This window comes from [Flexibacter] sp. ATCC 35208, from assembly GCF_001975825.1.
Taxonomy (GTDB): Bacteria; Bacteroidota; Bacteroidia; order Chitinophagales; family Chitinophagaceae; genus Chitinophaga.
In genome coordinates, this window is the sequence record NZ_MTKN01000020.1 from 70,872 (window position 1) to 97,695 (window position 26,824).

Consider the following 26,824-nt stretch of genomic DNA (forward strand, 5'->3'; position numbering starts at 1 on the left):
GGAAACATTAGAAATTTACAACATAGGCTCCCTGGTCCGGAACCGAAAGGAAGCGCAAAGTTAGCGCGTAACATTCACTTTTCCATTCCTCTATCCTGCTGCGGGAACTGGATGCGTCAAAAATAAAGCAGCCCACATCGTAAAACCCTTGCAAATCTTTGATTGCCACACGTGGATTATGTGACAGTAAAAGATAATCTGTCTTGAATTTTTTTGTGGGTCTGCCAGCAGGCAGTGCGCTGTCTACTATTACCACGCGCTTGTTTCCACAACAAATAAAATGCCCCAGCTGTTCAAACCCTGCTAACCTTCCTGTATCAGCGTCGTAAAAATCCCTTGCTGCCCGCAGCATATCAGCAGATATGCTATCATCACCTGCGAACTGAACTACATGCCCCTGGATAAAGTCAATGCCCGTATGCCGTGGCTGATTGTACACAATCATGACCTGCTGTTGTTGCCGCTGTAACTTTTCTGGCAGTACAATCAGACTCCACAGACAAAGAGCGCCCATCATGTAAACAATCCCTTTCTTGCCTGCTAAGTATGCAACAATACAAACATACAATGCCACGACTCCATACACTGATATATGCAACCCTGTAATTAATGCGCCCGGCAAATGTCCTATCCATTCAACAATAGTATTCATCATGATCAATAACCATTGCAGACATGCGCCCAGCCAGTGTGTCTGCACACACAATAACATTATTTCACCATACAGGATTAAGGTAGACAAGGGTACCGCCAGTAGATTCGCTGGCAGAAAATAAAGTGGAAACTGTCCAAAGAGGTAAAGGCACAAAGGGAAAGTAATAGCTTGTGCAGCGATAGCGATTGTGATGGCTTCCCTTAGTTTCCGCCACCAATAAGATTTACTATCGAAGGGCTTATTCAGTAACAGGATGCCCAACACCGCCAGGTAAGACAATTGAAAACCTACATCTTTTATCAGCGCAGGATCATAACATAGCAACAGAAATGCAGAAAGCGCAAGCTGATTATAAGTAGAAGAATCACGGTCTAAAAAGAACTTCCCGACAGTCACTACAGTCAGCATCACGGCAGCTCTCAATACCGAAGCAGAAGCACCTGTAAGCAAAGTAAACCCCCATACCACCACGATGATCAGCACTCCTTTCAGAGAAGGTATCGGCAGCCATTGCAGGCTCCAGATCAGACAACCATATATCAATGCCAGATGCATACCTGAAATAGCGATGATATGTACAATGCCCGTTTGCATATAATCATTCACCATTTCTCTGTCTAAACCATATCGGTACCCTATTAGTAAAGCCGCTGCCAGACCAGCTTCCCGGCCACCTATATATTGGTTGATGATTTGCAGACAACTATTGCGACAACGCAGCAAGATACTTTTAGGTAGCGAAATATGCCGCCAGTGGCCTGTTTGCAGGTGTACCTGCTGATAAATATATCGTGTTGCACAGTATTCACGATAATTGAATGAACCAGGATTACCATTGAAAGAAATGAGTTGTACGGCGCCGTTGAACAATAACCGGTCTCCTTCCTGAATAGCCATGACAGCGCTATCCGGAGGAAAATAAATCAGTAACTGTTCTTTCGTTTGTAGTTCAACTACTGTTCTATATCCATATTGACTACTTTGTATCGGGGCTGCTATCGTACCCACCAACACCTCATCAGGCACCGCTTTGATTAGATGATGTTTACATTTTTCTTTTGCATCTACCAGCATACATCCCATGCATACAAGTAATAATTGTAGAATTATTCCCCTGTACACATCCAGTTTAAACCTTACCCATAGCGGCAGATAACCAATTCCTACATGAAGCATTAAAAGAAATAACACACCCGGAATAACAAACAACAATGGTAATGGCCAGATGATTCCCAACATAAATGGAATCACAATCCGCAAAAAAGGAGCGGTTTTCAGAATGTAAACAAACATGACCTTATATTGGTTAACAAAATGGAATACGGCAATTTACTTAACCAATCTCAGGAGTAAAAATTTGATACCCGGAAAGTCATCATGATAAGTTAATAAGATGAAAATATTCATGCCTTTAAAAGATGTTTTACACATATGAATTAATAAATATTTATTATATAATTACTAATCATATAAATAAGAATTATCACTATTTTCATCTGTTATTGATTAGTTAACATCTTTTTAATATTTAATATTTATAGTAAACTGCATTACCGGTCACGCTATTTATGTAAGTAAATAGTCGTGTCTTTAATGGTTATTTTGAGGGAAAAGAAAGAGCCTGATCTTCATCAGGCTCTGATTTTTTTATACTCCCACTGCATTAATACTTCACTTTATTCAATGCATTAAACATGCAGTAATAGCATAAAAAAGGGATGCATCTTATTGAGATACACCCCTTTTCAAAAATATGCTGTAACAAGTTATTTGCTCAGATACATGCTCTTCTCCTTGTACAAGGTTCTGAAATATGGATCACGCAGGTCTTTAATAAAGCGGATCGCTTCACCTGTTGATTTCATTTCAGGGCCTAATTCCTTGTTCACACCTGGGAACTTATTGAAAGAGAACACAGGCTCCTTAATTGCAAAACCGTCCAGTTTCTTCTCGATGGTGAAATCGGTCAGTTTATTCTTACCCAGCATCACTTTGGTAGCTATGTTCAGGTATGGCACCTGGTAAGCTTTTGCGATGAATGGTGTAGTACGCGATGCACGTGGGTTAGCTTCGATCACAAACACCTGACCATTCTTGATGGCAAACTGAATGTTGATCAATCCACGGATATCAAGTGCCCTTGCAATCTTCTCAGCGTAGTACTCCATTGTTGTTACTTCCATTGGAGAAAGGTTGAACGCTGGCAGTACCGCATTACTGTCGCCACTGTGAATACCTGCAGGCTCGATGTGCTCCATTACGCCCATTACATGGAAGTTTTCGCCATCAAAGATACCGTCGATCTCCGCCTCCTGACAACGATCCAGGAAGTGGTCAATCAGGATCTTGTTACCTGGTAAGTGTTTCAGCAGGCTCAGTACAGAGCTTTCCAGTTCTTCTTCGTTAATTACGATACGCATACGCTGACCGCCCAATACATATGAAGGACGAACCAGTACCGGATAACCAACTTCTTTCGCTACTTCAATCGCATCGTCCGTATTGTAGGCAGTGCCATACTTAGGATAAGGAATGTTCAGTTCTTTCAGCAGGTCGGAGAAACGGCCACGGTCTTCGGCAATATCCATGTTGTCAAAGGATGTACCGATGATGCGGATTCCTTTTTCTTCCAGTTTTTTAGCCAGTTTCAGCGCAGTCTGACCACCTAGCTGTACAATCACCCCTTCAGGTTTTTCCAGCTCGATAATCTCCCACAGATGTTCCCAGAACACTGGTTCGAAGTACAGCTTGTTCGCCATATCGAAATCAGTAGATACAGTTTCAGGGTTACAGTTTACCATGATAGCATCGTAACCGCATTCCTGTATCGCCTGCAGACCATGCGTACAGCAGTAGTCGAATTCAATACCCTGACCGATACGGTTAGGACCTGAACCCAGTACGATTACTTTCTTATTTTCAGAAGGCTGACTTTCGTTTACAGAATCAAATGTGGAGTAGAAATAAGGAGTTTTTGCTTCAAATTCCGCAGAGCAGGTATCTACCATTTTGTAAGTACGGGTGATGCCCAGTTCCTTACGTTTTGCGTATACCTCTTCTTCTTCACAGTTACCCAACAGGTGTACCAGCTGTGCATCAGAGAAGCCCATACGTTTTGCTTCGCGCAGCATATCAACAGGTATTGTATCCAGATCGTGCTCCATCAGTTGTTTTTCCAGGGTCACGATATCATTGATCTGGTGCAGGAACCATTTGTCAATATAAGTAAGCTGGTGCAGGTGCTTTACAGATACACCTTCCATCAGGGCATCCTTGATACGGAAAATCCTGTCCCAGGTAGGTGTCTTCATTCTTTCCAGCAGCTGCTCGCTCTTCATCTGGGATTTACCATAGTAACCCAGACCCAGTGCATCGTTTTCCAGACTCTGACAAGCCTTCTGCAAAGCCTCAGGGAAAGTACGGCCAATTGCCATTACCTCACCTACTGACTTCATCTGCAGCCCCAGTGTCTGATCAGCACCTTTAAATTTATCGAAGTTCCAGCGTGGCATCTTTACGATTACGTAGTCCAGTGCTGGTTCGAAGAAAGCTGAGGTGGTTCTGGTGATCTGGTTCTCCAGTTCATCCAGTGTATAACCGATTGCCAGTTTAGCAGCAATCTTTGCAATTGGATAACCAGTTGCTTTGGAAGCCAGTGCAGAAGAGCGGCTCACACGAGGATTGATTTCTATGGCGATGATCTCTTCAGTAGCAGGATTCAGAGAGAACTGTACGTTACAACCACCAGCAAAGTTGCCAAGATCACGCATCATCTCCATCGCCTTGTTACGCATCAGCTGATAAGCAGTGTCACTCAGCGTCATGGCAGGTGCCACAGTGATGGAATCACCTGTATGGATACCCATTGGATCCAGGTTTTCCACTGTACAGATGATCACTACGTTGTCTTTGGAATCACGCAACAGTTCCAGTTCGAACTCCTTCCAACCCAGTACGGCTTTCTCTACCAGTACTTCATGGATCGGAGATGCCTGAAGACCACGCTGCAAAGCTTCGTCCAGATCATCTTTGGTGTGCACAAAACCACCACCGGTACCACCCAGGGTGAAGGAAGGACGGATTACCAGCGGGAAACCGATTTCCTGTGCGAATTCTTTACCTTCCAGGAAGGAGTTAGCTGTTTTTGCAGGTGCTACAGGTACACCCAGCTGGATCATCCACTGGCGGAACTGTTCACGGTCTTCTGCTTTGTCGATAGCTTTGATATCCACCCCAATCAGGCGAACATTGTATTTTTCCCAGATACCCAGTTCATCTACCTCCTTACAAAGGTTCAGGGCGGTCTGACCACCCATGGTAGGTAACACAGCGTCTATCTGCTGCTCTTCCAGTATCTGTTCTATACTCTCCACCGTCAGGGGTAGTAAGTATACCCTATCGGCCATCATAGGGTCAGTCATGATAGTGGCCGGATTGGAATTTATCAGGATCACTTTGATACCTTCCTCACGCAGAGAACGTGCTGCCTGAGAACCGGAGTAGTCAAATTCACATGCCTGACCAATAATAATAGGACCAGAACCAATAATAAGAACAGATTTGATAGAAGAGTCTTTAGGCATTTGCGTATTTCATTGAAAAAATTAAAACCTGGCTGATTTTCTTCTCATTCACCCGACAAAAAAATCGTGCAAAATTAAGGGTTATAAATTTTATTGTCGCAATAAACTTTGAAACGCGATGGAATCTATCGCCTGAAACCCAATAATGGTCTGCAATTCCCTTGATGAATAATATTTAAACATATATAAATTTGCAGCGCCGCAATACCAGTTATCCAATGGATATATATATTGTTTTTAAATAATCCGTTAAATACCAGCAGATTACTGTTTGGGGCATCTACCAATTATCATCCACACACAAAATAACACCATTGTCCATTGTATGTTTGCACACGTAATAATTTCTTAACGCCCAAATTATTTTCTTACTGAGCAAACAAAGTCAGATCCAGATATGCCAACCATCTGCATGAAGGTGGCCTATGGCTTGGGCAGGAAATTCACAATCCGGCAAATAATAATAACTATAAAACAGGGAAGGCACCTGCTTTTAGACAAGTGCCTTCCCCGATAATAATAATGTTTTTTCTTTTTGTAAGAGCTAACGCATATCCATTCCTGGATATGCTTTCTAATTTTTGACACGGTTACTCATCACTGCAATAGATAACCCCATCAGAGCAATGAGAAAGAAAGACGCCCTCAGACTACTGATCTGAGCAACTAACCCAATCAATACCGGACCAAACAGAAATCCGAGATAACCAATCGTAGAAACCGCCGCCAGCGCCATTCCCGGAGTCATAGTATTACTCCGCCCTGCTGCACTATATACCAGAGGAACAACTGAAGATACCCCTGCGCCGACCATCAGAAATCCTATAATAGCAGTAGTAAAATATGGAAATACAACTGCCAGCAACAGCCCGCCGGCAATGAGTCCGCCACTCAATTGTAATACCCGCTTTACGCCAAAACGCAACTTCAGATAATCTGCCAGGAAGCGAAAAGACGCCATGGTACTCATAAAGGCGTTAGTACCTACTACCGCAATATTAACATGAATCACTTTTCTGAAATATACCCCGCTCCAGTCAAACATAGCTCCCTCGCAAATCATAGATGCAAACGCAATAATGCCAAGGATCATCAGGAACTTGTCAGGCAATACAAATAGCGGCTGCTTCTCCTCTCGCTCACCGGCTTTGTCATCATGCCTTACCACATGATTGATATTCACCGCAAGGATGATAAATACAATCACCATACTCACCAGAAAATGCTGATAGGGCAATACATGCCACTTCTGCATTCCCCACGCCAGCAGAGATCCTGCCAACCCACCAGAACTCCACAAACCATGAAAGGAAGCCATCACAGATCTGCCATACATTTTCTCTACAAATACCGCCTGGGTGTTCACCGCAATATTGGCAATGTTGCCACAAAAACCAAACACTACCAACAATGTAAAGAGTATCCAGGTCTCCCCTGCCAGTCCAAGGGTCGGCAAAATCAAACCATACAAAGATCCAAACACCAGCAGGATCTGCCTGCTGCCATACTTACCGACCAGCGCACCAGCTGCTGGCATAGACAAAAGGGAACCTATCGGCAAAGCCAATAATAATCCACCTAACTGCCCTTCAGAAAGATGTAACTTTTGTTGAATGTCCGGAATACGGGTAGCCCAACTGAAAAAGCAAAATCCCGTCAGAAAAAATAGTGCGCTCACTGCTATGCGCGCCTGCCGCCGCTGCGGAAGGCCTGCTGTCAATACCTGAAACATATAGATAATTAAAATCAGATCACGTTAATACCCAGCTCTCTGTAAGGTCCTGCCATGGCTAATCCTGCCTCGTCGGTTATAATCGTATCCATCTCTCTTATATCACATACTTTGTATGGTTCCGCTGTTCCCATCTTATCGCTCGTCACCAGGGCAATCACTTTGCTTGATGATTGTACCATCACATTTTTTACGCTGGCTTCATCCAGGTGAGGCCCCGTCACGCCTACTTCTGTATGCAAACTGCATACACCCATAAAACAAATATCAGCACGCAGCTTCTCGAGCATACGAATCGTTTCAATACCCGCAGTTACCTGCGAACTCTTGAAAATACGCCCCCCGGTAAGAATAACGTCTACACCCGGATGTTCCATCAATTGCATGGCAATGGGAATACTGGGAGTAACGACGGTTAGCTGTAATGCAGGTGGGAATAACTTGACGAGTGCATAAGTGGTAGTACCTCCATCCATTATAATAGTCTGACCATTGTGTAAAAATGAGAGGGCCTTGTCGGCTATCGCTCTTTTATCATCTTCGTGAATGGTGATTCTTTCTGTAAAATTAAACGGATTGGGAGAATGAGGAATGGCCCCTCCCCTTACTTTGATTAACAAACCATTTTGCGCCAAGGCTTCCAGATCACGACGCACGGTATCTTCTGACACATTTAAGTCATTACTCAACTCCGTATGTAACACCTTATGATCTGCCTGTAACTTTCTGAGGATGTACTCAAAACGTTCCTCTTTCAGCATGTTGTTGCAATTTCCTGCAATATTAAGTAAAAACATGCAATATTTTGCTATGAATTTTGTACTATTTGCCATATTTTGCAATAAATTGCAAAATATGGCAAGAATAGCAATAGACATGGATGGAGTTATGGCAGATACATGCCAGCAATACATCGACTGGTACGCAGCACGCTACGGTGAAACAATTGACAAAAACTCCCTCATGGGCTTACCGGAAACAGAAGGCTTCCCTGCCGGTAAAGACGTGATCAGAGGATTCCTTTACGAACCAGGGTTCTTCAGGAACAAGCCAGTCATCAAAGACTGCCAGGAGGTAGTCAAAGCATTATTTGACAAACATGATGTATTCATCGTATCTGCAGCCATGGAGTTTCCACAATCACTCGTTGAAAAGCTGGATTGGTTACAGGAGCATTTTCCATTCATTGGGTGGGAACGTATCGTTTTCTGTGGATCCAAGACCATTGTTCATGCCGATTACATGATCGATGATCATGTGAAAAATCTGCAATATTTCAAAGGCGAACCGTTGATGTTTACAGCACCGCACAATGTCAATATTTCTGGCTACAAACGTGTAAACACCTGGGAAGAAGTAGGTCAGTTATTATTATAGATCTATCCCTGCTTTATTATTTACACTGTTATAAGGATAGTAGTTCGGATCTGGAGCCAACCCTTTGCGCACAGGTAAAAACAACATTTCATTTACCCTGTGCTCAAAGGCTTCCGGACCAGTGATCAACTCATGAGACAGAGGTTCCCACAGCATATCCACTGCAGGAGAAGTCGCCCCTCCGGCTACCAATTCAGAGATATATAATCCTTTCAGATCTTCCAGCAACTGATCCCTGAAAGCTGGCCACCATACATCAAGTTGCAAAGCCTCTTCCTGCACCATCAGGTATAAAGCGTCAGGCAATAGCAGGTAATCATCAACCCTGATCAGACTATTCTCCTGATCACGGTTAAGTCTGCGGGCCAGCACATCGCAATATCTCTTTTGCGTGAGAATACCAGATGCCCCCTTTAAGTGCATAACGATATACCACATAGGAACATCGAATGCACCAGGCAAATAATTCATATCAGTGACATTTATTTTAAAATCCTGAAATCGGGATTAGCAAAATGTAATTTATCGCAAAATAATAGTACAATAAAATACGCTCGATGATGGAATTAAGAAAATGGCTCTCTATTTAATACAGAATAGGCTTTTCAAAATAGGTCTTCTGATAGGTTGATAAACACTGGTTCATTTTAGCCCTTTTTGGACCGGGCTTGTTTACGTAATTGTAAATTTTCTTTCTTGAGCTGTTCGAGTGCTTCTTTGGTTGAAGAATGGGTTTTCAATAATAAATTGTGCTCTTCCAGCAACTTGTAATATTTTTCTCTTAAAGCGAGCATCTCATCATTATCAGCAATCCGTGTATCATCCAATGAGCCCGGATGAAGGAAACCGGTAGAACTAATTTCAAGTGCCCTGGATACCTTGTCCAGTTCTTCACTTCCGAATAATTCTTTATCAAAGAGATTGTACATGGTTCGCCTCGACATTCCCAGCCGCTTGGCTAACCTGGTTTTATTCAATCCCCGTTCGCTGATAAGTTCCATCAATCTGTGACCATGATGTAATACTGAGGAAGCAGGAGGCTTTTCGCCGTTAATGACAGAAACGCTGTTCCATTCATAGAATTCTTCCGGCGAGATACTGATGATCTCACAGAACTTCTCTAATGTACTTCGCTTCATATCGCTTTTTCGTAAATGGTAATGGGCTATTTGGTTCGTGAAACCGGCCATATCAGCAAAGTCAACAATCTTAACCTTTTTCTGTTTTAAGATTTGCTTCAGGCGCTGGCCCATATGGATTAACCTGGACATGTATGCTTGATTTTACTAACTGTTTATCGCTTTTATGTGCAATTCATACAATATAATAATAATTTCCATTTCATTTTCCTAATTGGTCTTTCATATAGACAATATAGTTACGTCATAATTAGGGGAATAAAGTGACAAACTCCGTTCTAAATCAAGCAGTCTTCCATCAAATTCGAGGTAAAATGTTGACATTTATAAGCTATATAAATTTATAATAACAAGTCTTTTAATAATTTATAAAATTTATGTGCATATTTTACGTCATTTATAATTTTATAAATACATTTGTTAACACGTGCACGGCTTTTATACTAATGACATCACTATCAACAAGTTGCAACCAATTGTCCCAAGGTATAAAACCAAAACAAAATGTCAAAATCAAAAGGCACTGAAGCAGTCAACCTCATGCAGGACTTGCACACCAAAATGATCAACTTGCCACTTACATTCCGCGAACGCGTTTGCATCGAATGTAACTGGAGCGTTCCAACCTTCTATCGCAAAATGCGCCCGTCCACCAAAACGGTCAATGGAGAGAAAGAACAGGTCAACCCTTTACTCAGTAATGCAGAAAAGGAAAAGATCATTTCAGTATCAGACGAAGTGTACAAGGAATTCTGGGATTACTGCGACAAGTATCGCAAAAAGAATGGGAAGCACTAATTGCTCCTTCTTTTACCTGTAGTTTTAGCCTCCTGTCCGGAGGGTATTCACTACCTCCACCAAAAGGTCGTAGTGAAAGGCATATCAGTTATTCCCCTTTTTTTACGTTAATATTTGCTTATAAACGATTAATCACTACCACCGTATTCCCCAATTTCATTAAATTTAAGCTGCACATATTACGCGCACGTTATTACTTATTGACCAACACAAAAACTGATTGCAGCCATGGCTTATCCTTACCAGATTAGAAGCTTAGAAGAGTATCAACAGCAGTATCAGCAGAGCATCATAGACCCCGAGGGATTTTGGGCGAATGTAGCTGATCATTTTTACTGGCGCCGCAAATGGGATAAAGTCCTGGAATGGAACTTCAAAGAGCCAGATGTAAAATGGTTCGTCGGTGGCAAACTCAATATCACTGAAAATTGCATCGACCGCCACCTTGGCACATTAGGCAACAAACCCGCCATCATTTGGGAACCGAATGATCCGGAAGAACGTCACCGCGTTATTACTTACAGAGACCTGTATAACAAAGTTTGCCAGTTCGCAAACGTTCTGAAAAATAATGGTGTTAAGAAAGGTGATCGTGTCTGCATCTACATGGGTATGATTCCGGAACTGGCTATTGCCGTATTGGCATGCGCCCGTATCGGTGCTATTCACTCCGTGGTATTTGGTGGATTCAGCGCACAATCTATCGCCGATAGAATTCAGGATGCCCAGGCCAGCCTCGTTATTACATGCGATGGCGCCTTCCGTGGTAATAAAGATATTCCCCTGAAATCTGTAATCGACGATGCTCTCATCGCCTGCCCCTCCGTCAGGAAAGTAATCGTATGTACCCGCACCCGTACGCCTGTAAGTATGATCAAAGGCCGCGACCTCTGGTGGGAAGATGAAATCAAACAGGTAGAAACCATGGGCAACCCTCCCTGCCCTGCCGAAGAAATGGATGCAGAAGACATGCTCTTCATTCTCTATACTTCCGGCTCTACCGGCAAGCCAAAAGGTGTCGTGCATACCACCGCCGGCTATATGGTTTACGCCAACTACACATTCGTTAATACATTCCAGTACCAGCCAGGTGAAGTATACTTCTGTACTGCAGACGTAGGCTGGATCACTGGCCATAGCTATATCATCTATGGTCCGCTCAGCGCAGGCGCGACCACCGTTATGTTCGAAGGAGTGCCTACATGGCCTGATGCAGGCCGCCTGTGGTCTATCACCGACAAATTCCGTGTCAATACCCTTTACACCGCGCCTACTGCCATCCGCAGCCTCATGGGCTATGGCCTGGGACCAGTGAACCACAAAGACCTGAGCTCCCTGAAAAAACTGGGCAGTGTAGGTGAACCCATCAATGAAGAAGCATGGCATTGGTTCAAAGACAATATAGGTAAAGGACGTTGTCCAATAGTAGATACCTGGTGGCAGACTGAAACCGGTGGTATTATGATCACGCCAATCGCAGGCATCACAGCAGAAAAACCCGGTTACGCCACACTCCCACTGCCAGGCGTTCAACCTATCCTCGTTGATGAACGAGGCCAGGAAATCACCGGCAACAATGTGAATGGTAACCTCTGTATAAAATTCCCATGGCCAGGCATGCTCCGTACTACTTACGGTGATCATGAACGCTGCCGTACCACTTACTTCGCTACCTACGACAACCTCTACTTCACCGGCGATGGTTGTCTCCGCGATGAAGATGGCTACTACCGCATCACCGGCCGTGTGGACGATGTATTGAATGTAAGCGGACACCGTATAGGTACCGCCGAAGTTGAAAATGCGATCAACATGCACGCAGGCGTAGTAGAAAGCGCAGTGGTAGGATATCCGCACGATATCAAAGGACAAGGTATCTATGCCTTCGTCATTGCAGAAAAAATGGTGCATGATCCTGAACTGACAAAGAAAGACATCCTGCAAACTGTATCCCGCATCATTGGCCCTATTGCCAAACCAGATAAGATCCAGTTTGTAAGCGGATTGCCTAAAACCAGATCAGGAAAAATCATGCGTCGTATTCTCCGCAAAATCGCTGAAGGTGAAATGGAGAACCTGGGCGATACCTCTACCCTGCTGGATCCGAACGTAGTCGATGAGATCAAAAGAGGAAAGCAATAATACAACCCAACAATGCTTCTGCCACTGGCAGAAGCATTGTTTTAAAAAGAAAATTCCTATACCTTGTTCCCCATGAAGCTGCTTAAACGTACCCTGATTATTCTCTTCATCACGCTCAATATTGTAGCTGCCTTTCATGCTTATAAATTCACTCATTTCTATGCACCTGGTACATCAGACAACCGTAAGCCAGAGCAGATGAATGCTCTCGGAAAACTAAAGATCATCTTCTTCGGTGTACGCATGTCTAAAACCGTTGCTACCACTCACCCTGATACAGCTTACATTCCTGTCAGTCTGCCTACATCCAATGGCCTGCACCTCTCCTGCTGGTATATACCTGTACCCAACTCCAAAGGCACGGTATTATTATTTCATGGTTACGGTGGCAACAAAGGCCCCTGCCTTTCAGAAGCAGCATGGTTTCGCCATTTAGGATATAGTACTTTCCTCACTGACTTCAGAGGTCATGGTGATAGCGAAGGCAATACCTGCTCTATAGGTTACAAAGAAGCATATGATGTAAAAGCCGCTTATGATTATATCAGCAAACAGAATGACAAACCGATCATCCTATGGGGAGCAAGTATGGGAGCCGCAGCCATTATGAGAGCTGTACCCACTTATCACCTGCAACCCCAAAAGCTGATCCTGGAATGCCCCTTCGCAACCCTTACTGATGCTGTGAAGAGTCGTATGCGCGCAGTGAATTTACCAGAGACACCACTCTCCCAATTGCTGGCAATTTGGGGCGGCTTAGAACAGGGATTTTGGGGACTGGGATATCAACCTGCAAGAGAGGGAGAAAAGTTGAAAATGCCCGTATTACTTTGCTGGGGTGAGCATGATATCAGGGTGACCAGGCAGGAAACGAATTCCGTTTTCAAACACCTGGGCAGTTCACAAAAACAACTGGTCGTATTTACCGGATCTGGTCATCAATCTTTTTGCAGACATGAAGGACCTAAATGGAAAAATGCAATCACTACTTTCCTGACCACAAAATAAAAAAGCATGCTTCACCCGAATGAAGCATGCCTTCACAAGACCAATACCCGTCTTTATGTTAATTCATGCCACCAGCCACAGAACGTTGCTGATGTCACTACGATGCTAACCTAAAGCTTGTAAGATCTTCTAATAATTATGCTGTACAGCAATACAAATTTAATATCTCTTACTGCAATCTAACATGCAGCTCTTATTTTCTAATCACTACCGGTGTACCTACTTTGATCACTTCGTACAACTCACTCACATCACTATTCTTCATACTAATGCAACCCAGCGTCCAGTTAATGCGTTGTTCTACATAGTTGTCACGAATGCCGGAATTCCACTCTACACCATGAATGCCAATACCACCACCCGGTGTTGCCACCGAAGGCAGATATCCTTCAGTTTGCAAACGATGAAAACGCTCCAGAGACGCTTCATTCGGATAGTCCAGCAGCATAAACCGGTTCCATAACTTATCGGGCCTTTTGCTCTGAATATGGAAAGTTCCTTCCGGCGTCAACCGGTCACCTTCTTTGCACTTATCAGACTGATCATTATTACCAAATACTACCTTGTAGATTTTTCGAAGTGTCACATCCTCATATAAGTAAAGCCTATAGTCGCTTTTGTCTATCAGCAGAAAGATCTTGTCAGGGTCTATATTCCCCGGATTCACTTTCACTGAATAAAGATAACTGTCATTATTAATGTTAGTAGTAATTGTGGTTTTAAATCCTGATACTGGCACATACAGTAATATCAATAATAGTAACAGGCAATAGCGATTCATTTTCACAGGGTATTTAGCTGGTTACTTAACGTTGAGCGTCAACTCTTTATTGCAACGGGTTAAAAAAATTGACGTCGCAAAGGTAAATAAAAAACCCTCCGGCACCACACAAGGCACCGGAGGGCTGATATTTTTTGGAGGAATTAGTAACCGAATACTTCTTCCAGCGTCAATACTTTCACATCACCAAACTTCTTCAGATCGTCCAGGTTCACACGTTTGTCTGATGCTACCACGCAATAAGTATATGGCTTATTTGCCAGCTCATCGTCATGGAATTTTTTCACATCATCAAAGGTGATCTTATCGATCTTTTCGTATACCTTCTTACGGTTGTCTTCCTGCAGACCCAGTTTCTGGTCAGCCAGGTAAGTGAAGATGATACCATCCTGTGTGATTCTTTCAGTTTCAATATCCTGTTTCAGGCTCTGTCTTGCAGTTTCAAACAGCTTGTCAGAACGAGGAATATCATTCAGCAATTCATTCATGCCGTTGATCGCATCATTCATCTTGTCTGCCTGACTACCTACGTAAGCAACGGTAGAATAGCGTGCGCCTTTCTTATCAGGTGTAGAATAGAAAGCATAAGTAGAATAAGCCAGCGCCTTGGATTCACGGATAGTCTGGAATACGATAGATCCCATACCTCCACCAAAGTATCCATTGAACATGCTTACCAGCGCTGTTTTGTCAGGACTATATACTTCATCATTCCTTACCCAGTTTACTTCTGTCTGTACCATATCATAGTTTACAAACAGCACCTGGTTTTTAGTCTGATCTATTTTATCAAATTTCTGTTGAGGAGGTATTTCCTTCCACGAAGCAGGAATCACGTGCTCTTTCTGTACAGCAGCAATCATTTCATTCATGGACTGAGGACCATAATAGATAACTGTGTGCTTGAAGTTACCCATAGAGTGCAACATGTCTGTCAACTGGCTGGCGGTTACACCATCCAGGTCAGCCTGACTCAGCGCATTGTTGAAAGGATTTTTGGCACCATACATTGCATAGTTAGCCAGGCCTTTCAAGATATTGCCTTTATTCAGTTTGCTATCCGTACGTGATTTACCAATACGACCTTTCAGTGCAGCAAGTGCATCTTCATTCACCTGGCAATGTGTTAACAGATGCTCAAACAGGGCAACAGCCTTATCGAAATTCTCCTGTAAGCCAGAGATAGCAATCACAGAGTTTTCATTGCCTGAAGTTACGGTGAAGCTACATGCGATGTTATAGAACTCCCTGCTGATCTGCTCAGAAGTATATTTATCAGTACTCAGGAATTGCAGGTATTGTGTAGCCAGTGACAACAGTTTATTGTTCCAGCTACCCATGTCAAAACGATAGTACAGACGGAACAGACCATTGTCTTTGTTCTGTACATACAGTACGTCTGCCTGACCAGCTTTACCTTTCTGAATATCCTTGTCGAAATCCAGCCACTGTGGTTGTACTGGTGTAGCCGGGATGGCATCTACTTTTTTCAGGAAAGCAGATTGATCATTGCGGTTAATTGCAACAGGCGTGATCGTTGGCTTTTCTACCTTTTCAATATTCTTGTCTTCCCCTTTACGCTTGTACAACAGTACGTAGTTATCATTAAAATATTTATTGGCGAAATCAACGATCTGCTGCTTGGTTACCTTACCCATGTTATCCACATAGGTTACATCAGCCAGCCAGTTCTGGCCCCTGTGCTTGATAAAACCATCCATCAGGGAACTAGCACGGTTGTTATTGTTTTCCAGCCCCTGTAATTCAGACAGCTTGGCATTGTTCACAATCGCCTTTACCAGGGTTTCGTCGAACTGACCTTTTTTCAGAATTTCCAGCTGACCCAATAACAGATCTTTTACCTGATCAAGGGTTTGACCCTGCTTAGGTTTACCACTCATTTGGAACACAGCATAATCCTTCCAGCCCATTACACCAGCACTGGAGCTCAGTACTTTCTGTGCCTTATTCACATTCAGATCCAGCAGACCCGCTTTACCATTGTTCATGATTTCAGAAATTACACCCAGCAGTACAGAGGATTTGGTATCCAATGCACCAGGCATACGATATGCAATCATTACATTTTCAGCATCAGGACCTACTACTTCTTTCACGATCGGCGCTTTTATAGGCGCTTCTACAGGAGCTTTGTATTCTGGAACTGGTTTAGACTTCATGTAAGCGAAGTCTTCATCAATCTTCTTGATCACATAATCAGGATTGAAGTCCCCCGCCATTACGATGGCCATATTGTTCGGCACGTAGTAAGTGTTGTAGAACTGACGGATCGCTTTCAGAGAAGGATTTTTCAGGTGCTCCACCGTACCGATGGTGCTCTGCTGACCATAGTTATGGGTAGGGAACAGAGAAGACAGCATCAGCTCATAAGACTTACGGCTATCATTGTCCAGACCTCTGTTCTTTTCTTCATATACAGCTTCCAGTTCTGTGTGGAAGAGACGGAATACAGGATCTTTAAAGCGTTCTGATTGTACAGCAAGATATTTGTCGATGGCATTGGAAGGAATGTCTTCCTCATAAATGGTCTCTTCAACCCAGGTATGCGCGTTTGTACCCTGTGCACCCATACCGGTCATCATTTTATCGTACTCGTTGGCAATGGCATATTTAGCGGCCAGACCTGATACGCTGTCTATCTGATGGTAGATAGTTTTGCGGGCAATAGCATCGGTTGTATGATTGTAGGTATCATACAGACCTTCTATCTTGTCCAGGTAAGGTTTTTCCTTAGCCCAGTCCAGAGATCCATATTGCTCTGTGCCTTTAAAAAGAAGGTGTTCCAGGTAGTGAGCAAGACCAGTGTGATCATGTGGGTCATTGTTACTACCTGCTCTTGTGCCGATAAGGGTCTGAATACGAGGATCTTTTTTGTTGACGCTCAGAATTACAGTCAGACCATTTTTCAAGGTATAGAATCGGGCCTGCATGGGGTCATTGGTGATATACTTATAGGTATACCCGCCAGATTTGGCCTCCTTCCATTCGTACTTCTGCTGGGCAATAGACAGTTGAATAATGCAACTGGCTAGCAGCATTAAAAAAATTGTTTTTTTAACGAGGTTCATTTGTTGGTTTTTGAATAAAAACCAAATATAACGGTAATGTTCAACTTCCTACAAGGGGAAAATTGTTAAAAGGAGTATAAAGGTGAGCAACGGACGGGGGGCCTCCCTGCCCCTATCTCAATATGAAGAGATCCTTTTTTAGCAACAGAATAGAGTCAGCATAATGCCTGTTAGCGGCATTTGCAAAAAAGACTGGTAAAGGTGAACGTGATTCTTTCTGAGCAAAACCATCCTGACCTGGATTCGAATCTGGCCCATGACCATAAATCTTCACACCTACTATTCTCTTATCACATGAGTGGGCCCAGATTATAAACCCGGTACAAACCATAAACGTAATGAATGAGCGCATACTAACACATATTTGATCCTCAGTACTTAAAAACCATTGAAGCGTAACCCCACTGAAAATGGGTATTGCTCAAGACCGTAATCATGTAATGGCGTCAATGCAAAGTTTCCATACAGCTTAACAGGACCATATCCCACATCTCCGGTAATACTGAGTCTCCATTTATTAAGGTTAAAATCGTCAACTTTCTTTACTTTGCCCCGTTCCTTGCTGATCTGCTTTGTACGGGCTTTGATAAGGTAGCCTCCCATAATACCCATGCTCATTTTGAAAGCACGTGAAGGGCGGGCTGGATTGCTGTTATAGTTCAACATGACAGGTACACTCAAATACTCTACAAACAGCTTATTCTTTGAAAAGCTCACTGTATCCCTCATAATAGTAGTAGGATAACCAGGAACATAAGTAATATTACGGGCAAAACGGTAATTGTTCATCTCCACCCCCAGCGAATAAATCAGGTTCAGCTTATGCCTGTATATGTTCAGCCGCTGCTGGAATAACCAGATATTGACATTTACCGACTTACCGGCAATCAACTTAAACTCTGATGGTGTGAGTGGTGAACTCCCCGTTCTGGGTGCCAGGGTGTTTAACCCGGCTGCAGAATAGGTGTATGACTTATTCAGCTCATCAAAATATATATCGCTGGGTGAACCATATAAAGCATACGCAGCAGCCCCGTTATAATCACTTCGGTCTATATAGTTATTATATCCCAGATCCAAAACGAACCAACGTGTCTGTAAATTGCGTTTCAGTTGAGTACGTGCATATGCCGTATCATTATACACTTTAAAGATGCGCTTGCCTTTGGCATCTTTTCCCTGTACAATAATCAATCCTTTCACCTGGATGGTATCCGCTGTCTGGGCATGAACTCCCGCGCAGATGAAAAGCAATAAAATTAAACAGCGTAATACTTTACACTTCATATTAATAATTCTTACATCAAGATATTGCCGTCCTGACAACAGCATTGCCTGCTTATTTCTTCTTTTTGGAAAAGAATCGCGCTACGTTTGCAACTCCATTTAATACTTTACTATCTCCTCTCATTGTCACTGACACAACAAGTTCTCCTTGAACGGGCCTGGCCGCTTCAGTAACCCGGGTATTCATAGCATCTTCTTTATTATTGTTCTCCGTTTTTGCAATAACTGGCGCCTTATCAGTTTCATTGGTTATTCCGGCATTCGCAATTTGTTGCTGTTCCTTCTGTTCTTTCAGCTGCTGTACAATCTCACTGGTCGTGCTTTCAGGCTGAGGCAGCTTGTTCAAAGCTACAGAAGCCGGATGACTGTCTTCCAGATTTGTAGCAACAGGTGTGGCATGAGCTTGTTGAAGAGCTGTTGGTACAGGCGTTGCATGCTGAGCTGCCACAGGCTGGGCATTCGCGATCTGCGGCGTATTATTGACTGGCTGCTTCTCTGTCACTGATGGCTGAGGAACTGGTGTTGAAACAGTTGGCAGTTGTTGCTGCTGCTTTTTCTGTTGCTGCACCGCCAGCTCTGTTCCCTGTTTATCCGTGTGACGCGGAGGAATGGTTACCAACGCTATTCCTGCCACTACCGCAGCTGCGGCAGCCCACCACCAGATAGCACGTACATGTGTCGTATTCCTGTATAACCTTGACTTATCCGGGAATCTGACGGTCATATCCGGTTTCAGCCTGGATGCCTCCAGCAGGCGTAGCTCCCGGCTGATGTGTGGATGTTGCTGAGCAAGCACTTCAACCTTTTGTTGATCATCCTTATTTAGTTCATTATCTATATACTCCAGCAGGAAGCCTTCGTAGTTTCCGGCAGAAAGTGTGTTGGCATCCGACTGCCTGTACAACATTTCTTTCCCATCAAAGTGCACTTCGCTATCCGGTACCAAACGCGCCGATTGCAGCAGGAGCAATTCCTGCCTGTATTTTGGGTGCTGCTGAAGGAAAACCTCCAGCGCAGCCTGCTCTTCCTCACTTAGTTCACCGTCCACGGCACTCAGCAGGTACTCCTCATAGTTAGATATGTCAATATTTATCGCCAAATTCTGATAAATAATTAATAATCAGATCAAATTACATTTTCAATTTTCCCAAGATACTGCTTCAGATGTAACCTCGCCCTATGCAGGTATACTTTTACCTGAGATGGGTTTAGCTGCATAATTTCTCCGATCTCTTCGTAGCTGTATCCCTCATAGTCCTTTAACAGGATGAGGGACCGCTGTACATCCGTCAGCTTATCCAGCGCTTTCTCCAATACTTTCCTGGCGTCGTTCACTTTTTGCTCGCTGATCCTCATCTCTTCCTTGAACTCATCTACCAGGGTTATCCGCTTTATCTTACGGACATGGTCGATCATATTGTGGTAAGCTACTGTAAAGAGATATGACTTTGCCTTTTCAAAAGGCACATCTATACAATGTTTCCACAATATTTCAAACGCATTCTGTACCACGTCCTTCGCATCCTCTGTATGGTCTAAATTCTTTACTATAAACCGGAAGAGATTATCCGCGTACAGATCCACGCATTTGTTGTACTCCTTTTCCGTCATCCAGGTGTTGCAGGATTTTAGTGCTAATGTCCGACAATTACTTTTAACGCGATCTCTTCCTCTTGTCATGCCCAACTACGTACCATAATTTTCTGCTATATTTCCCCGCTTTCTCCGGATGGCAGCAATTCCCGCGGGCGCTTAAGCCATCTTTACTACATACAGCGCGGAAATATACAGTCCGGATCATTACTCCTGGGTTAACAGGATCAGGGTGCAGACACTATTATGACGCAGAGCTTCAACCAAATGTTACAGCCCAGTCAAACTTTTTATAGAACTTCCAGAATTCGCGCCCCAGGTCCTTGAATCGTAATACATTTATTGCCATAACTTTGAACCCGGTTACAAAATCTGCTACTATGAACGAAAAATTCATTGCCCGCCTGCAGGAGGAACTAAATGAGATCCAAACTGCCGGCCTTTTTAAAAACGAAAGGATCATCACCTCCGAACAAGGTGCCGAAATCCAGGTAGGTGGCAATACAGTCCTCAACTTTTGCGCCAACAACTACCTCGGCCTTTCCAGTAACCCCAGGGTGGTGCAGGCTGCAAAAGATGCGATCGATACACATGGATATGGAATGAGCAGCGTGCGCTTTATATGCGGCACCCAGGATATTCACCGAGAATTAGAGCAAAAACTCGCGCAATTCCTTGGTACTGAAGACACGATCCTCTACGTTGCGGCTTTTGATGCTAACGGTGGTGTATTCGAGCCGCTGTTCAACGAGCAGGATGCTATCATCTCCGACGCCCTCAACCACGCTTCTATTATAGATGGCGTTCGCCTGTGTAAAGCTCAGCGCTACCGCTATGAACATAATAACATGGCTGACCTCGAAGCTAAACTGCAGGAAACGGCCGGCCTTCGAAGCCGTATCATTGTCACAGATGGCTCTTTCAGCATGGACGGCACCATCGCCCAGCTCGATAAGATCTGTGACCTGGCAGATAAATATGATGCCATCGTGATGATCGACGAAAGCCACTCTTCCGGCTTCCTGGGCAAAACCGGCCGCGGTACCCACGAATACAGAAATGTAATGGGCCGTATCGATATCATCACTGGTACCCTCGGTAAAGCATTGGGTGGTGCCTCCGGAGGTTTCACCAGTGGTAAAAAAGAGATCGTCGACATGCTCCGTCAGCGTAGCCGTCCTTACCTCTTCTCCAACTCCGTTGCCCCCAGCATCGTAGGCGCTTCCATCGCCGTACTGGATATGCTGAGCTCTACAACCGAACTCCGCGATAAACTGGAATACAATACCAAATACTTCCGCACCAAAATGACAGAGGCCGGTTTCGACATCCGCCCAGGCGATCACCCGATCGTACCTGTGATGTTGTATGATGCCGTACTCAGCCAACAATTTGCCGAAAAACTTCTGAAAGAAGGGATCTATGTCATCGGTTTCTTCTTCCCGGTGGTAGCAAAAGGGCAGGCACGTATCCGCGTTCAGCTCAGTGCTGCGCACGAACAAGCCCACCTGGACAAGGCCATTGCCGCCTTCACCAAGGTAGGAAAGGAATTAGGTGTGATTAAATAATTCAGAAGCCCGCCCCCTCAGGTGGGCTTCTTCCTTTTATATATTACTTTTGCAGGATCAAAATTTTGCTATGATGAAACAAACCGGTTGGCTGCTACTGCTGATGGCGATCCTGGTGAATGCCTGCGCACCGAACAACGTACATATTCAGAAAGAATGGGAAAAGTACTTTACTGAAAATAAGGTAGAAGGCACCTTCATGTTGTTTGACAACGGACAGGGCTCTTTTAAAGTATACAATATCGACCGCGCTAAAGAACGCTTCCTGCCGGCTTCTACCTTCAAGATCTTCAATACCCTCGTAGGCCTGGAAACCGGTGTTATCAAAGATACTGCTACTGTCATTCCCTGGAATGGCGTACACCACGAAGGCGCTGATTCTGTATGGGACCGTGACCTGAGCCTGCAACAGGCTTTCCACTTATCGGCTGTTCCCTACTTCCAGGAAGTGGCCCGCCGTATTACCAAACCAGTGATGCAACACTGGCTGGATACCGTAAAATATGGCAATATGAAAATAAGCCGTATCGATACCTTCTGGCTGGACAATAGCCTCCGCATCTCCCCCGATGAAGAACTGGGCTTTGTAAAGAAACTGTACTTCGACGAGCTGCCTTTCCATAAGCTGACCATGCAATGGACACGTGCTGTGATGCTGATGGAAAAAACTCCTAAGTACGAACTGAGCTACAAAACCGGCTGGGGCCAGGAAGGCAAAAAACAAATTGGCTGGATGGTAGGCTGGATTGAAGAAAACGGACATCCTGCCTTCTTTACACTCAATCTCGAAACAGATAATCCGAACATTGACATGGAAAAAGTGAGAATGAATATCACAAAAAGCATTCTCCAGGATGCCGGTTATATGGAAGGACATAAATAAATAATTTAGAAAAAGGCCGCTAAAAACGGCCTTTTTTATGCCTAAAAAAATCATTTGACTCTGTCAATCAACTGTTTGCCTTCGTCAACCATCCCCACTTCTCCCCCCGTCTACGTTAAAAATCTCCTAAATCCTTACCTCCTAATAGTGTAAAACGTACTAAAAAAATTATATTTGATCCCTATGATGTTACGTTTTCAGCATAGCGAATATTTATGGGCCTTAGCACTGCTGCTGGTATTGCAACTGGCATTCATCAGCATCTCCTGGTGGAAGCGCAGCTCAATCCGCAAACTGGGTGACCCTGTACTGGTAGAGAAGTTATTTACCGGCTACTCCCGCCGGCGTTTTGCATTCCGCTTCCTGCTCATTTTCCTGGCCTTCTTCTTCGGCGTTTTGGGATTAGCCAACATCCAGAAAGGAAGCCGAATGGAAAAAATTACCCGCAAAGGGGTGGATGTAGTCATTGCGCTGGACGTTAGTAAGAGTATGCTGGCCGGCGATGTAAAACCCGACCGCCTTACCCGCGCCAAACAATTAATTTCTAAACTGGTTGATAAACTGGATAACGACCGCGTCGGCCTGGTTGTATTTGCTGGTAATGCTTACCTTCAAATGCCCCTGACCATCGATTACTCAGCCGCCAAAATGTACCTGAGCACCGTAAGTCCAGACATGATCCCTACACAGGGTACCGCGATCGGTCAGGCTATTCAGGTAAGTGATGACGCCTTCAATAAGAAGGAACGTAAACACAAATCACTCATCATTATCTCCGATGGGGAAGATCATGACGAAGCCGCTATTTCTAAAGCAAATGCAGCCTTCGATGCAGGTGTGGTAATCAATACTATTGGTATTGGCTCTGCAACCGGATCTCCATTACCCGATCCTGAAACAGGAACGTACAAAAAAGATAAAGATGGCAATACCGTTATCTCCAAACTGAATGAAGAGGAGCTGAAACGAATCGCTGCCGCAGGTAAAGGCATTTATGAACACCTGGATAATAATACTGAAGAAGTAGTGAATTCACTGATCCATAGAATAGATAGCATGGAACAGAAAGAGTTCGGAGAGAATATTTTTACAGACTACAACAGCTATTTCCAATATTTTCTCGTTATTAGCTTAATACTGCTTGTAGCTGAGTTTTTTATTCCGGAAATTAAGCGCAGCACCCGCGCCAATGTTGTCACTGCTACAGAAAAACCATGAGAAAAAATAACCTGACATATCACCTGTTGCTGACTGGCATGTTCCTCTCCATTTGTAGCTATTCCTTCGCTCAGAATGGTAATAAGTACATCCGTAAAGGCAATGACCTGTATGAAAAAAAGCAATATACTGATGCTGAAGCCAACTATAAGAAAGCCCTGGATGTAAACCAGGCATCTGTAGAAGGCAGGTATAACCTTGGTAACTCCATGTACGAGCAAAAACGCTACGACGATGCCCGCGCTCAATACCTGAACAGCTTCAAGATGGCGCCAAACAAAGCACAGAAAGCGGATGCCAGCTACAATATCGGGAATACCTTTATGGAAGGTAAGAAATGGGAAGAAAGCATCAAGGCTTACAAAGAAGCCCTGAAGATGAACCCTTCCGATGAACAGGCACGTTACAACCTTGCCTATGCCCAGGCCATGCTGAAAAAACAAAACCAGGGTGGCGGCGGCGATAATAAGGATAACAAGGATAAAAAAGACCAGCAGAACAAGGATAAGAAACAGGACAAGAAAGATCAGAACAAAGACAATAAGGATAAGGACCAGAACAAAGATCAACAGAATAAGGACAACAAAGACCAGCAGAATAAAGACAAAAAAGATCAGAACAAAGACCAGAATAAAGATCAGCAGGATGAAAAGCCGCAACCGCAACCCAGCAAACTGGACAAGCAGGAAGCAGAACGATACCTGCAGGCTTTAGGGCAGGAGGAGAAGAAACTGCAGGACAAAATGAAAAAGGCCAAAGGACAGATTGTGCCAGTTGATAAGGATTGGTGATTTAACATCCCACGTGATGCTTTTTGTTACCTTTGTCCTGGATATTTTTTCGAACTATGCAGTTATATTGTAATTCACTGACGGAGTATAAAAGGTTGGCTACGCTTGAAGTTAAGGTAGGAGATTTGTTGATAGGGAATTTTAACCCTGTGCGTATCCAGACCATGACGACTACAGATACAATGAATACCCTGGCTACTGTAGAGCAGGCAATCCGTTGTATCGAAGCGGGCTCCGAACTGGTGCGTATCACTGCGCCCAGCAAAAAAGAAGCAGAAAACCTGCTGCCCATCAAAAACGAACTGCGTAAAAGAGGCTATCATACCCCCCTTGTGGCCGATATCCACTTCACGCCCAATGCTGCTGAAGTAGCAGCCCGCATCGTGGAAAAAGTGCGTATCAACCCCGGCAACTTCGTAGATAAAAAGAAATTTGAGACCATCAACTATACAGACAGTGAATACATGGCTGAAACAGACCGTATTCGCAAGCAATTCACCCCACTGGTGAACATCTGTAAAGAATATGGTACCGCTATGCGTATCGGTACCAACCATGGTTCCCTCAGCGATCGTATCATGAGCCGCTACGGCGATACTCCCATGGGGATGGTGGAAAGCGCGATGGAGTTTCTCCGTATCGCAGAAGACATGAGCTACCGCAACATCATCCTCAGTATGAAGGCCAGCAATCCGCAGGTAATGGTACAGGCTTACCGCCTGCTCATTCAAACCATGCAGAATGAACTGGGTCATTGCTATCCACTGCACCTCGGTGTAACGGAAGCTGGTGATGGTGAAGATGGTCGTATCAAATCGGCCGTTGGTATCGGCACCCTGCTGGAAGATGGTATCGGCGATACAATTCGTGTCTCTCTCACAGAAGATCCGGAATTCGAACTGCCTGTATGCCGCGACCTGATAAAGCGCTATACCAACCGTCAGCAACACGCACCTGTCCCTCCGGTTGAACAGGTGCCTTACTCTCCTTTCAATTACAAACGCCGTGAATCTATCGCCTTTAACAATGTAGGTGGCAAACAGGTACCGGTAGTAGTAGCTGACCTGAGCGAAGTCAATAACATCACACCCGAAGACCTGAAGAGTATCGGCTATAATTACGATGCAGATACTGACAAATGGAATATTGCCGATGCAGCAGCAGACTACCTGTTCTGCCATGAGGTCCTTTCCTTTGCATTGCCTGGCACACTGAAAGTGATCGTTCCCAACACCCTCTGGGAAACTGCTGAAGACAAGGAAAAATACATGCCACTCTTCTCTACCGAAGAGTTTTTACAGGCAAAAAATACTTCTGCAATTCTAAACTTTGTAGACATCAATACCGGTGTTGCAATGCCTGAAGAACTGCTCCTGCAATTGAACAATGGCAAACCCGTAGTGCTTTGCCTGCATTCATCCAATCAGCATGCAATGCCTGAAATACGAAGGACATTCATGACTCTGATACAGCAAAATGTACAGCTGCCGGTAATACTTCGTTGCCTGGCTGCAGAACAGACAAACGATGAACACCTGATTCACTACGCTACAGAAACCGGCGCCTTACTGCTGGATGGCTTTGGCGATGGCTTATGGCTGGAGAAGACAAATACTGCCGATGACACAGTAGATCGTACATTGCTGAATAACGTAGCCTTTGGTATCCTGCAGGCTACCCGTACCCGAATTTCTAAAACTGAATATATCTCCTGCCCTTCCTGTGGTCGTACCCTATTCGATCTGCAGGAAACAACTGCACGTATCAGAGCTGTAACCAATCATCTCAAAGGAGTGAAGATCGCTATCATGGGTTGTATCGTAAATGGCCCCGGCGAAATGGCTGATGCTGACTTTGGTTATGTAGGTAGCGGCGTTGGTAAAATCACCCTCTATAAAGGTAAAGAAGTGGTAAAACGTGGTTTGAATAGTGACGTAGCTGTAGATGAACTGATCAACCTGATCAGGGAAAACGGCATGTGGGTAGATACAAATAACTAAAAATAAATAAGGGCTGTTGTGAACCAACAGCCCTCGCATCTTTATGCGTGTTCTTGAGGTTAACGGACGAACTAAAATCAATAGTTGGGGTTATAATATATAGTCAGACAATCGATACATCGTTTTCTCTAACATTCAAATAAGTTTTTGGGGTTAATTATCTTATTGTCAGATGATACA

20 protein-coding genes and 1 pseudogene are annotated in these 26,824 nt (G+C 44.1%); 10 read left to right on the forward strand and 11 right to left on the reverse strand.

Going from position 1 to position 26,824, the window contains the following annotated elements:
- Positions 1-7: 7 nt before the first annotated feature.
- The 4 genes from BW716_RS14565 to BW716_RS14580 all read right to left on the reverse strand — a co-directional run bounded on the left by BW716_RS14565 (position 8) and on the right by BW716_RS14580 (position 7,731).
- Positions 8-1,948 (reverse strand): ComEC/Rec2 family competence protein, encoded by a 1,941-nt coding sequence (locus tag BW716_RS14565; RefSeq protein WP_083723300.1) that lies wholly within the window; start codon positions 1,946-1,948, stop codon positions 8-10.
- A 473-nt stretch (positions 1,949-2,421) separates the two neighbouring features.
- Positions 2,422-5,238 (reverse strand): carbamoyl-phosphate synthase large subunit, encoded by a 2,817-nt coding sequence (gene carB / locus BW716_RS14570; RefSeq protein WP_083723301.1) that lies wholly within the window; start codon positions 5,236-5,238, stop codon positions 2,422-2,424.
- Positions 5,239-5,812: 574 nt separating this feature from the next.
- On the reverse strand, positions 5,813-6,970 hold the full coding sequence (locus BW716_RS14575) for an MFS transporter (protein ID WP_083723302.1): 1,158 nt from the start codon (positions 6,968-6,970) through the stop codon (positions 5,813-5,815).
- A 14-nt stretch (positions 6,971-6,984) separates the two neighbouring features.
- Entirely contained in the window at positions 6,985-7,731 is a 747-nt protein-coding gene (locus BW716_RS14580; protein WP_083723303.1) for a DeoR/GlpR family DNA-binding transcription regulator, read from the reverse strand.
- 94 nt (positions 7,732-7,825) lie between these two features.
- Here BW716_RS14580 and BW716_RS14585 point away from each other — a divergent pair, with 94 nt between their 5' ends.
- Positions 7,826-8,347, forward strand: a complete 522-nt coding sequence (locus tag BW716_RS14585) for a 5'(3')-deoxyribonucleotidase (RefSeq protein ID WP_083723359.1) — start codon at positions 7,826-7,828, stop codon at positions 8,345-8,347.
- On the opposite strand, the gene BW716_RS14590 is transcribed toward BW716_RS14585, so the two are convergent.
- Together BW716_RS14590 and BW716_RS14595 are read right to left on the reverse strand one after the other, a co-directional pair.
- Positions 8,342-8,818, reverse strand: a complete 477-nt coding sequence (locus BW716_RS14590; RefSeq protein ID WP_083723304.1) for a hypothetical protein — start codon at positions 8,816-8,818, stop codon at positions 8,342-8,344. The genes BW716_RS14585 and BW716_RS14590 overlap by 6 nt on opposite strands.
- A 176-nt stretch (positions 8,819-8,994) precedes the next feature.
- Positions 8,995-9,618 (reverse strand): helix-turn-helix transcriptional regulator, encoded by a 624-nt coding sequence (locus BW716_RS14595; protein WP_083723305.1) that lies wholly within the window; start codon positions 9,616-9,618, stop codon positions 8,995-8,997.
- A gap of 372 nt (positions 9,619-9,990) precedes the next feature.
- Between BW716_RS14595 and BW716_RS14600 the strand changes: the two genes are divergently transcribed.
- The 3 genes from BW716_RS14600 to BW716_RS14610 all read left to right on the forward strand — a co-directional run bounded on the left by BW716_RS14600 (position 9,991) and on the right by BW716_RS14610 (position 13,434).
- Complete coding sequence (locus BW716_RS14600; protein ID WP_083723306.1) at positions 9,991-10,284, forward strand: hypothetical protein; 294 nt, start codon at positions 9,991-9,993, stop codon at positions 10,282-10,284.
- Positions 10,285-10,512: 228 nt separating this feature from the next.
- Positions 10,513-12,426 (forward strand): acetate--CoA ligase, encoded by a 1,914-nt coding sequence (acs, locus tag BW716_RS14605; RefSeq protein WP_083723307.1) that lies wholly within the window; start codon positions 10,513-10,515, stop codon positions 12,424-12,426.
- A 72-nt stretch (positions 12,427-12,498) separates the two neighbouring features.
- Positions 12,499-13,434, forward strand: a complete 936-nt coding sequence (locus tag BW716_RS14610; protein ID WP_083723308.1) for an alpha/beta hydrolase — start codon at positions 12,499-12,501, stop codon at positions 13,432-13,434.
- Positions 13,435-13,627: 193 nt separating this feature from the next.
- Here the strand turns inward: BW716_RS14610 and BW716_RS14615 are convergent, their stop codons facing one another.
- The 5 genes from BW716_RS14615 to BW716_RS14640 form a co-directional block, all read right to left on the reverse strand.
- Positions 13,628-14,215 carry a murein L,D-transpeptidase family protein gene (locus tag BW716_RS14615; RefSeq protein WP_083723309.1) on the reverse strand — a complete coding sequence of 196 codons (588 nt, stop codon included), beginning with the start codon at positions 14,213-14,215 and terminating at the stop codon, positions 13,628-13,630.
- Between the two features lie 143 nt (positions 14,216-14,358).
- The gene (locus tag BW716_RS14620) at positions 14,359-17,274 is read right to left on the reverse strand and encodes a pitrilysin family protein (RefSeq protein ID WP_235643707.1); all 2,916 of its coding nucleotides are present in this window, start codon (positions 17,272-17,274) and stop codon (positions 14,359-14,361) included.
- Between the two features lie 408 nt (positions 17,275-17,682).
- A complete protein-coding gene (locus BW716_RS14630; protein ID WP_179091137.1) occupies positions 17,683-18,591 on the reverse strand; it encodes an outer membrane beta-barrel protein in 909 nt (302 codons plus the stop codon).
- A gap of 52 nt (positions 18,592-18,643) precedes the next feature.
- Positions 18,644-19,690, reverse strand: a complete 1,047-nt coding sequence (locus BW716_RS14635) for a hypothetical protein (RefSeq protein WP_083723313.1) — start codon at positions 19,688-19,690, stop codon at positions 18,644-18,646.
- Positions 19,691-19,716: 26 nt separating this feature from the next.
- Positions 19,717-20,202, reverse strand: a complete 486-nt coding sequence (locus BW716_RS14640; protein ID WP_083723314.1) for an RNA polymerase sigma factor — start codon at positions 20,200-20,202, stop codon at positions 19,717-19,719.
- 362 nt (positions 20,203-20,564) lie between these two features.
- Between BW716_RS14640 and kbl the strand changes: the two genes are divergently transcribed.
- The 6 genes and pseudogenes from kbl (at position 20,565) to BW716_RS38990 (ending at position 26,644) form a co-directional block, all read left to right on the forward strand.
- Entirely contained in the window at positions 20,565-21,752 is a 1,188-nt protein-coding gene (gene kbl, locus BW716_RS14645) for a glycine C-acetyltransferase (RefSeq protein ID WP_083723315.1), read from the forward strand.
- A 70-nt stretch (positions 21,753-21,822) separates the two neighbouring features.
- Positions 21,823-22,635, forward strand: a complete 813-nt coding sequence (locus BW716_RS14650) for a penicillin-binding transpeptidase domain-containing protein (RefSeq protein WP_235643709.1) — start codon at positions 21,823-21,825, stop codon at positions 22,633-22,635.
- Positions 22,636-22,818: 183 nt separating this feature from the next.
- A complete protein-coding gene (locus BW716_RS14655) occupies positions 22,819-23,853 on the forward strand; it encodes a VWA domain-containing protein (RefSeq protein ID WP_083723317.1) in 1,035 nt (344 codons plus the stop codon).
- A complete protein-coding gene (locus tag BW716_RS14660) occupies positions 23,850-24,644 on the forward strand; it encodes a tetratricopeptide repeat protein (RefSeq protein ID WP_083723318.1) in 795 nt (264 codons plus the stop codon). The genes BW716_RS14655 and BW716_RS14660 overlap by 4 nt, the downstream gene beginning before the upstream one ends.
- A gap of 56 nt (positions 24,645-24,700) precedes the next feature.
- Positions 24,701-25,582: pseudogene (ispG, locus tag BW716_RS38985) on the forward strand ((E)-4-hydroxy-3-methylbut-2-enyl-diphosphate synthase); the annotation flags it as partial.
- A gap of 417 nt (positions 25,583-25,999) precedes the next feature.
- Positions 26,000-26,644, forward strand: coding sequence for a flavodoxin-dependent (E)-4-hydroxy-3-methylbut-2-enyl-diphosphate synthase (locus BW716_RS38990; RefSeq protein ID WP_368677476.1), 645 nt, complete (start codon positions 26,000-26,002; stop codon positions 26,642-26,644).
- Positions 26,645-26,824 lie beyond the last annotated feature (180 nt).

Coding starts and splice junctions, on each gene's coding strand:
- BW716_RS14650 (WP_235643709.1), top strand. CDS start 21,823: ATGATGAAACAAACCGGTTGGCTGCTACTGCTGATGGCGATCCTGGTG.
- BW716_RS14620 (WP_235643707.1), bottom strand. CDS start 17,274: ATGCTGCTAGCCAGTTGCATTATTCAACTGTCTATTGCCCAGCAGAAG.
- kbl (WP_083723315.1), top strand. CDS start 20,565: ATGAACGAAAAATTCATTGCCCGCCTGCAGGAGGAACTAAATGAGATC.
- carB (WP_083723301.1), bottom strand. CDS start 5,238: ATGCCTAAAGACTCTTCTATCAAATCTGTTCTTATTATTGGTTCTGGT.
- BW716_RS14640 (WP_083723314.1), bottom strand. CDS start 20,202: ATGACGGAAAAGGAGTACAACAAATGCGTGGATCTGTACGCGGATAAT.
- BW716_RS14655 (WP_083723317.1), top strand. CDS start 22,819: ATGATGTTACGTTTTCAGCATAGCGAATATTTATGGGCCTTAGCACTG.
- BW716_RS14585 (WP_083723359.1), top strand. CDS start 7,826: ATGGCAAGAATAGCAATAGACATGGATGGAGTTATGGCAGATACATGC.
- BW716_RS14600 (WP_083723306.1), top strand. CDS start 9,991: ATGTCAAAATCAAAAGGCACTGAAGCAGTCAACCTCATGCAGGACTTG.
- BW716_RS14590 (WP_083723304.1), bottom strand. CDS start 8,818: ATGAATTATTTGCCTGGTGCATTCGATGTTCCTATGTGGTATATCGTT.
- acs (WP_083723307.1), top strand. CDS start 10,513: ATGGCTTATCCTTACCAGATTAGAAGCTTAGAAGAGTATCAACAGCAG.
- BW716_RS14660 (WP_083723318.1), top strand. CDS start 23,850: ATGAGAAAAAATAACCTGACATATCACCTGTTGCTGACTGGCATGTTC.
- BW716_RS38990 (WP_368677476.1), top strand. CDS start 26,000: ATGCCTGAAGAACTGCTCCTGCAATTGAACAATGGCAAACCCGTAGTG.
- BW716_RS14595 (WP_083723305.1), bottom strand. CDS start 9,618: ATGTCCAGGTTAATCCATATGGGCCAGCGCCTGAAGCAAATCTTAAAA.
- BW716_RS14610 (WP_083723308.1), top strand. CDS start 12,499: ATGAAGCTGCTTAAACGTACCCTGATTATTCTCTTCATCACGCTCAAT.
- BW716_RS14630 (WP_179091137.1), bottom strand. CDS start 18,591: ATGAAGTGTAAAGTATTACGCTGTTTAATTTTATTGCTTTTCATCTGC.
- BW716_RS14565 (WP_083723300.1), bottom strand. CDS start 1,948: ATGTTTGTTTACATTCTGAAAACCGCTCCTTTTTTGCGGATTGTGATT.
- BW716_RS14580 (WP_083723303.1), bottom strand. CDS start 7,731: ATGCTGAAAGAGGAACGTTTTGAGTACATCCTCAGAAAGTTACAGGCA.
- BW716_RS14615 (WP_083723309.1), bottom strand. CDS start 14,215: ATGAATCGCTATTGCCTGTTACTATTATTGATATTACTGTATGTGCCA.
- BW716_RS14575 (WP_083723302.1), bottom strand. CDS start 6,970: ATGTTTCAGGTATTGACAGCAGGCCTTCCGCAGCGGCGGCAGGCGCGC.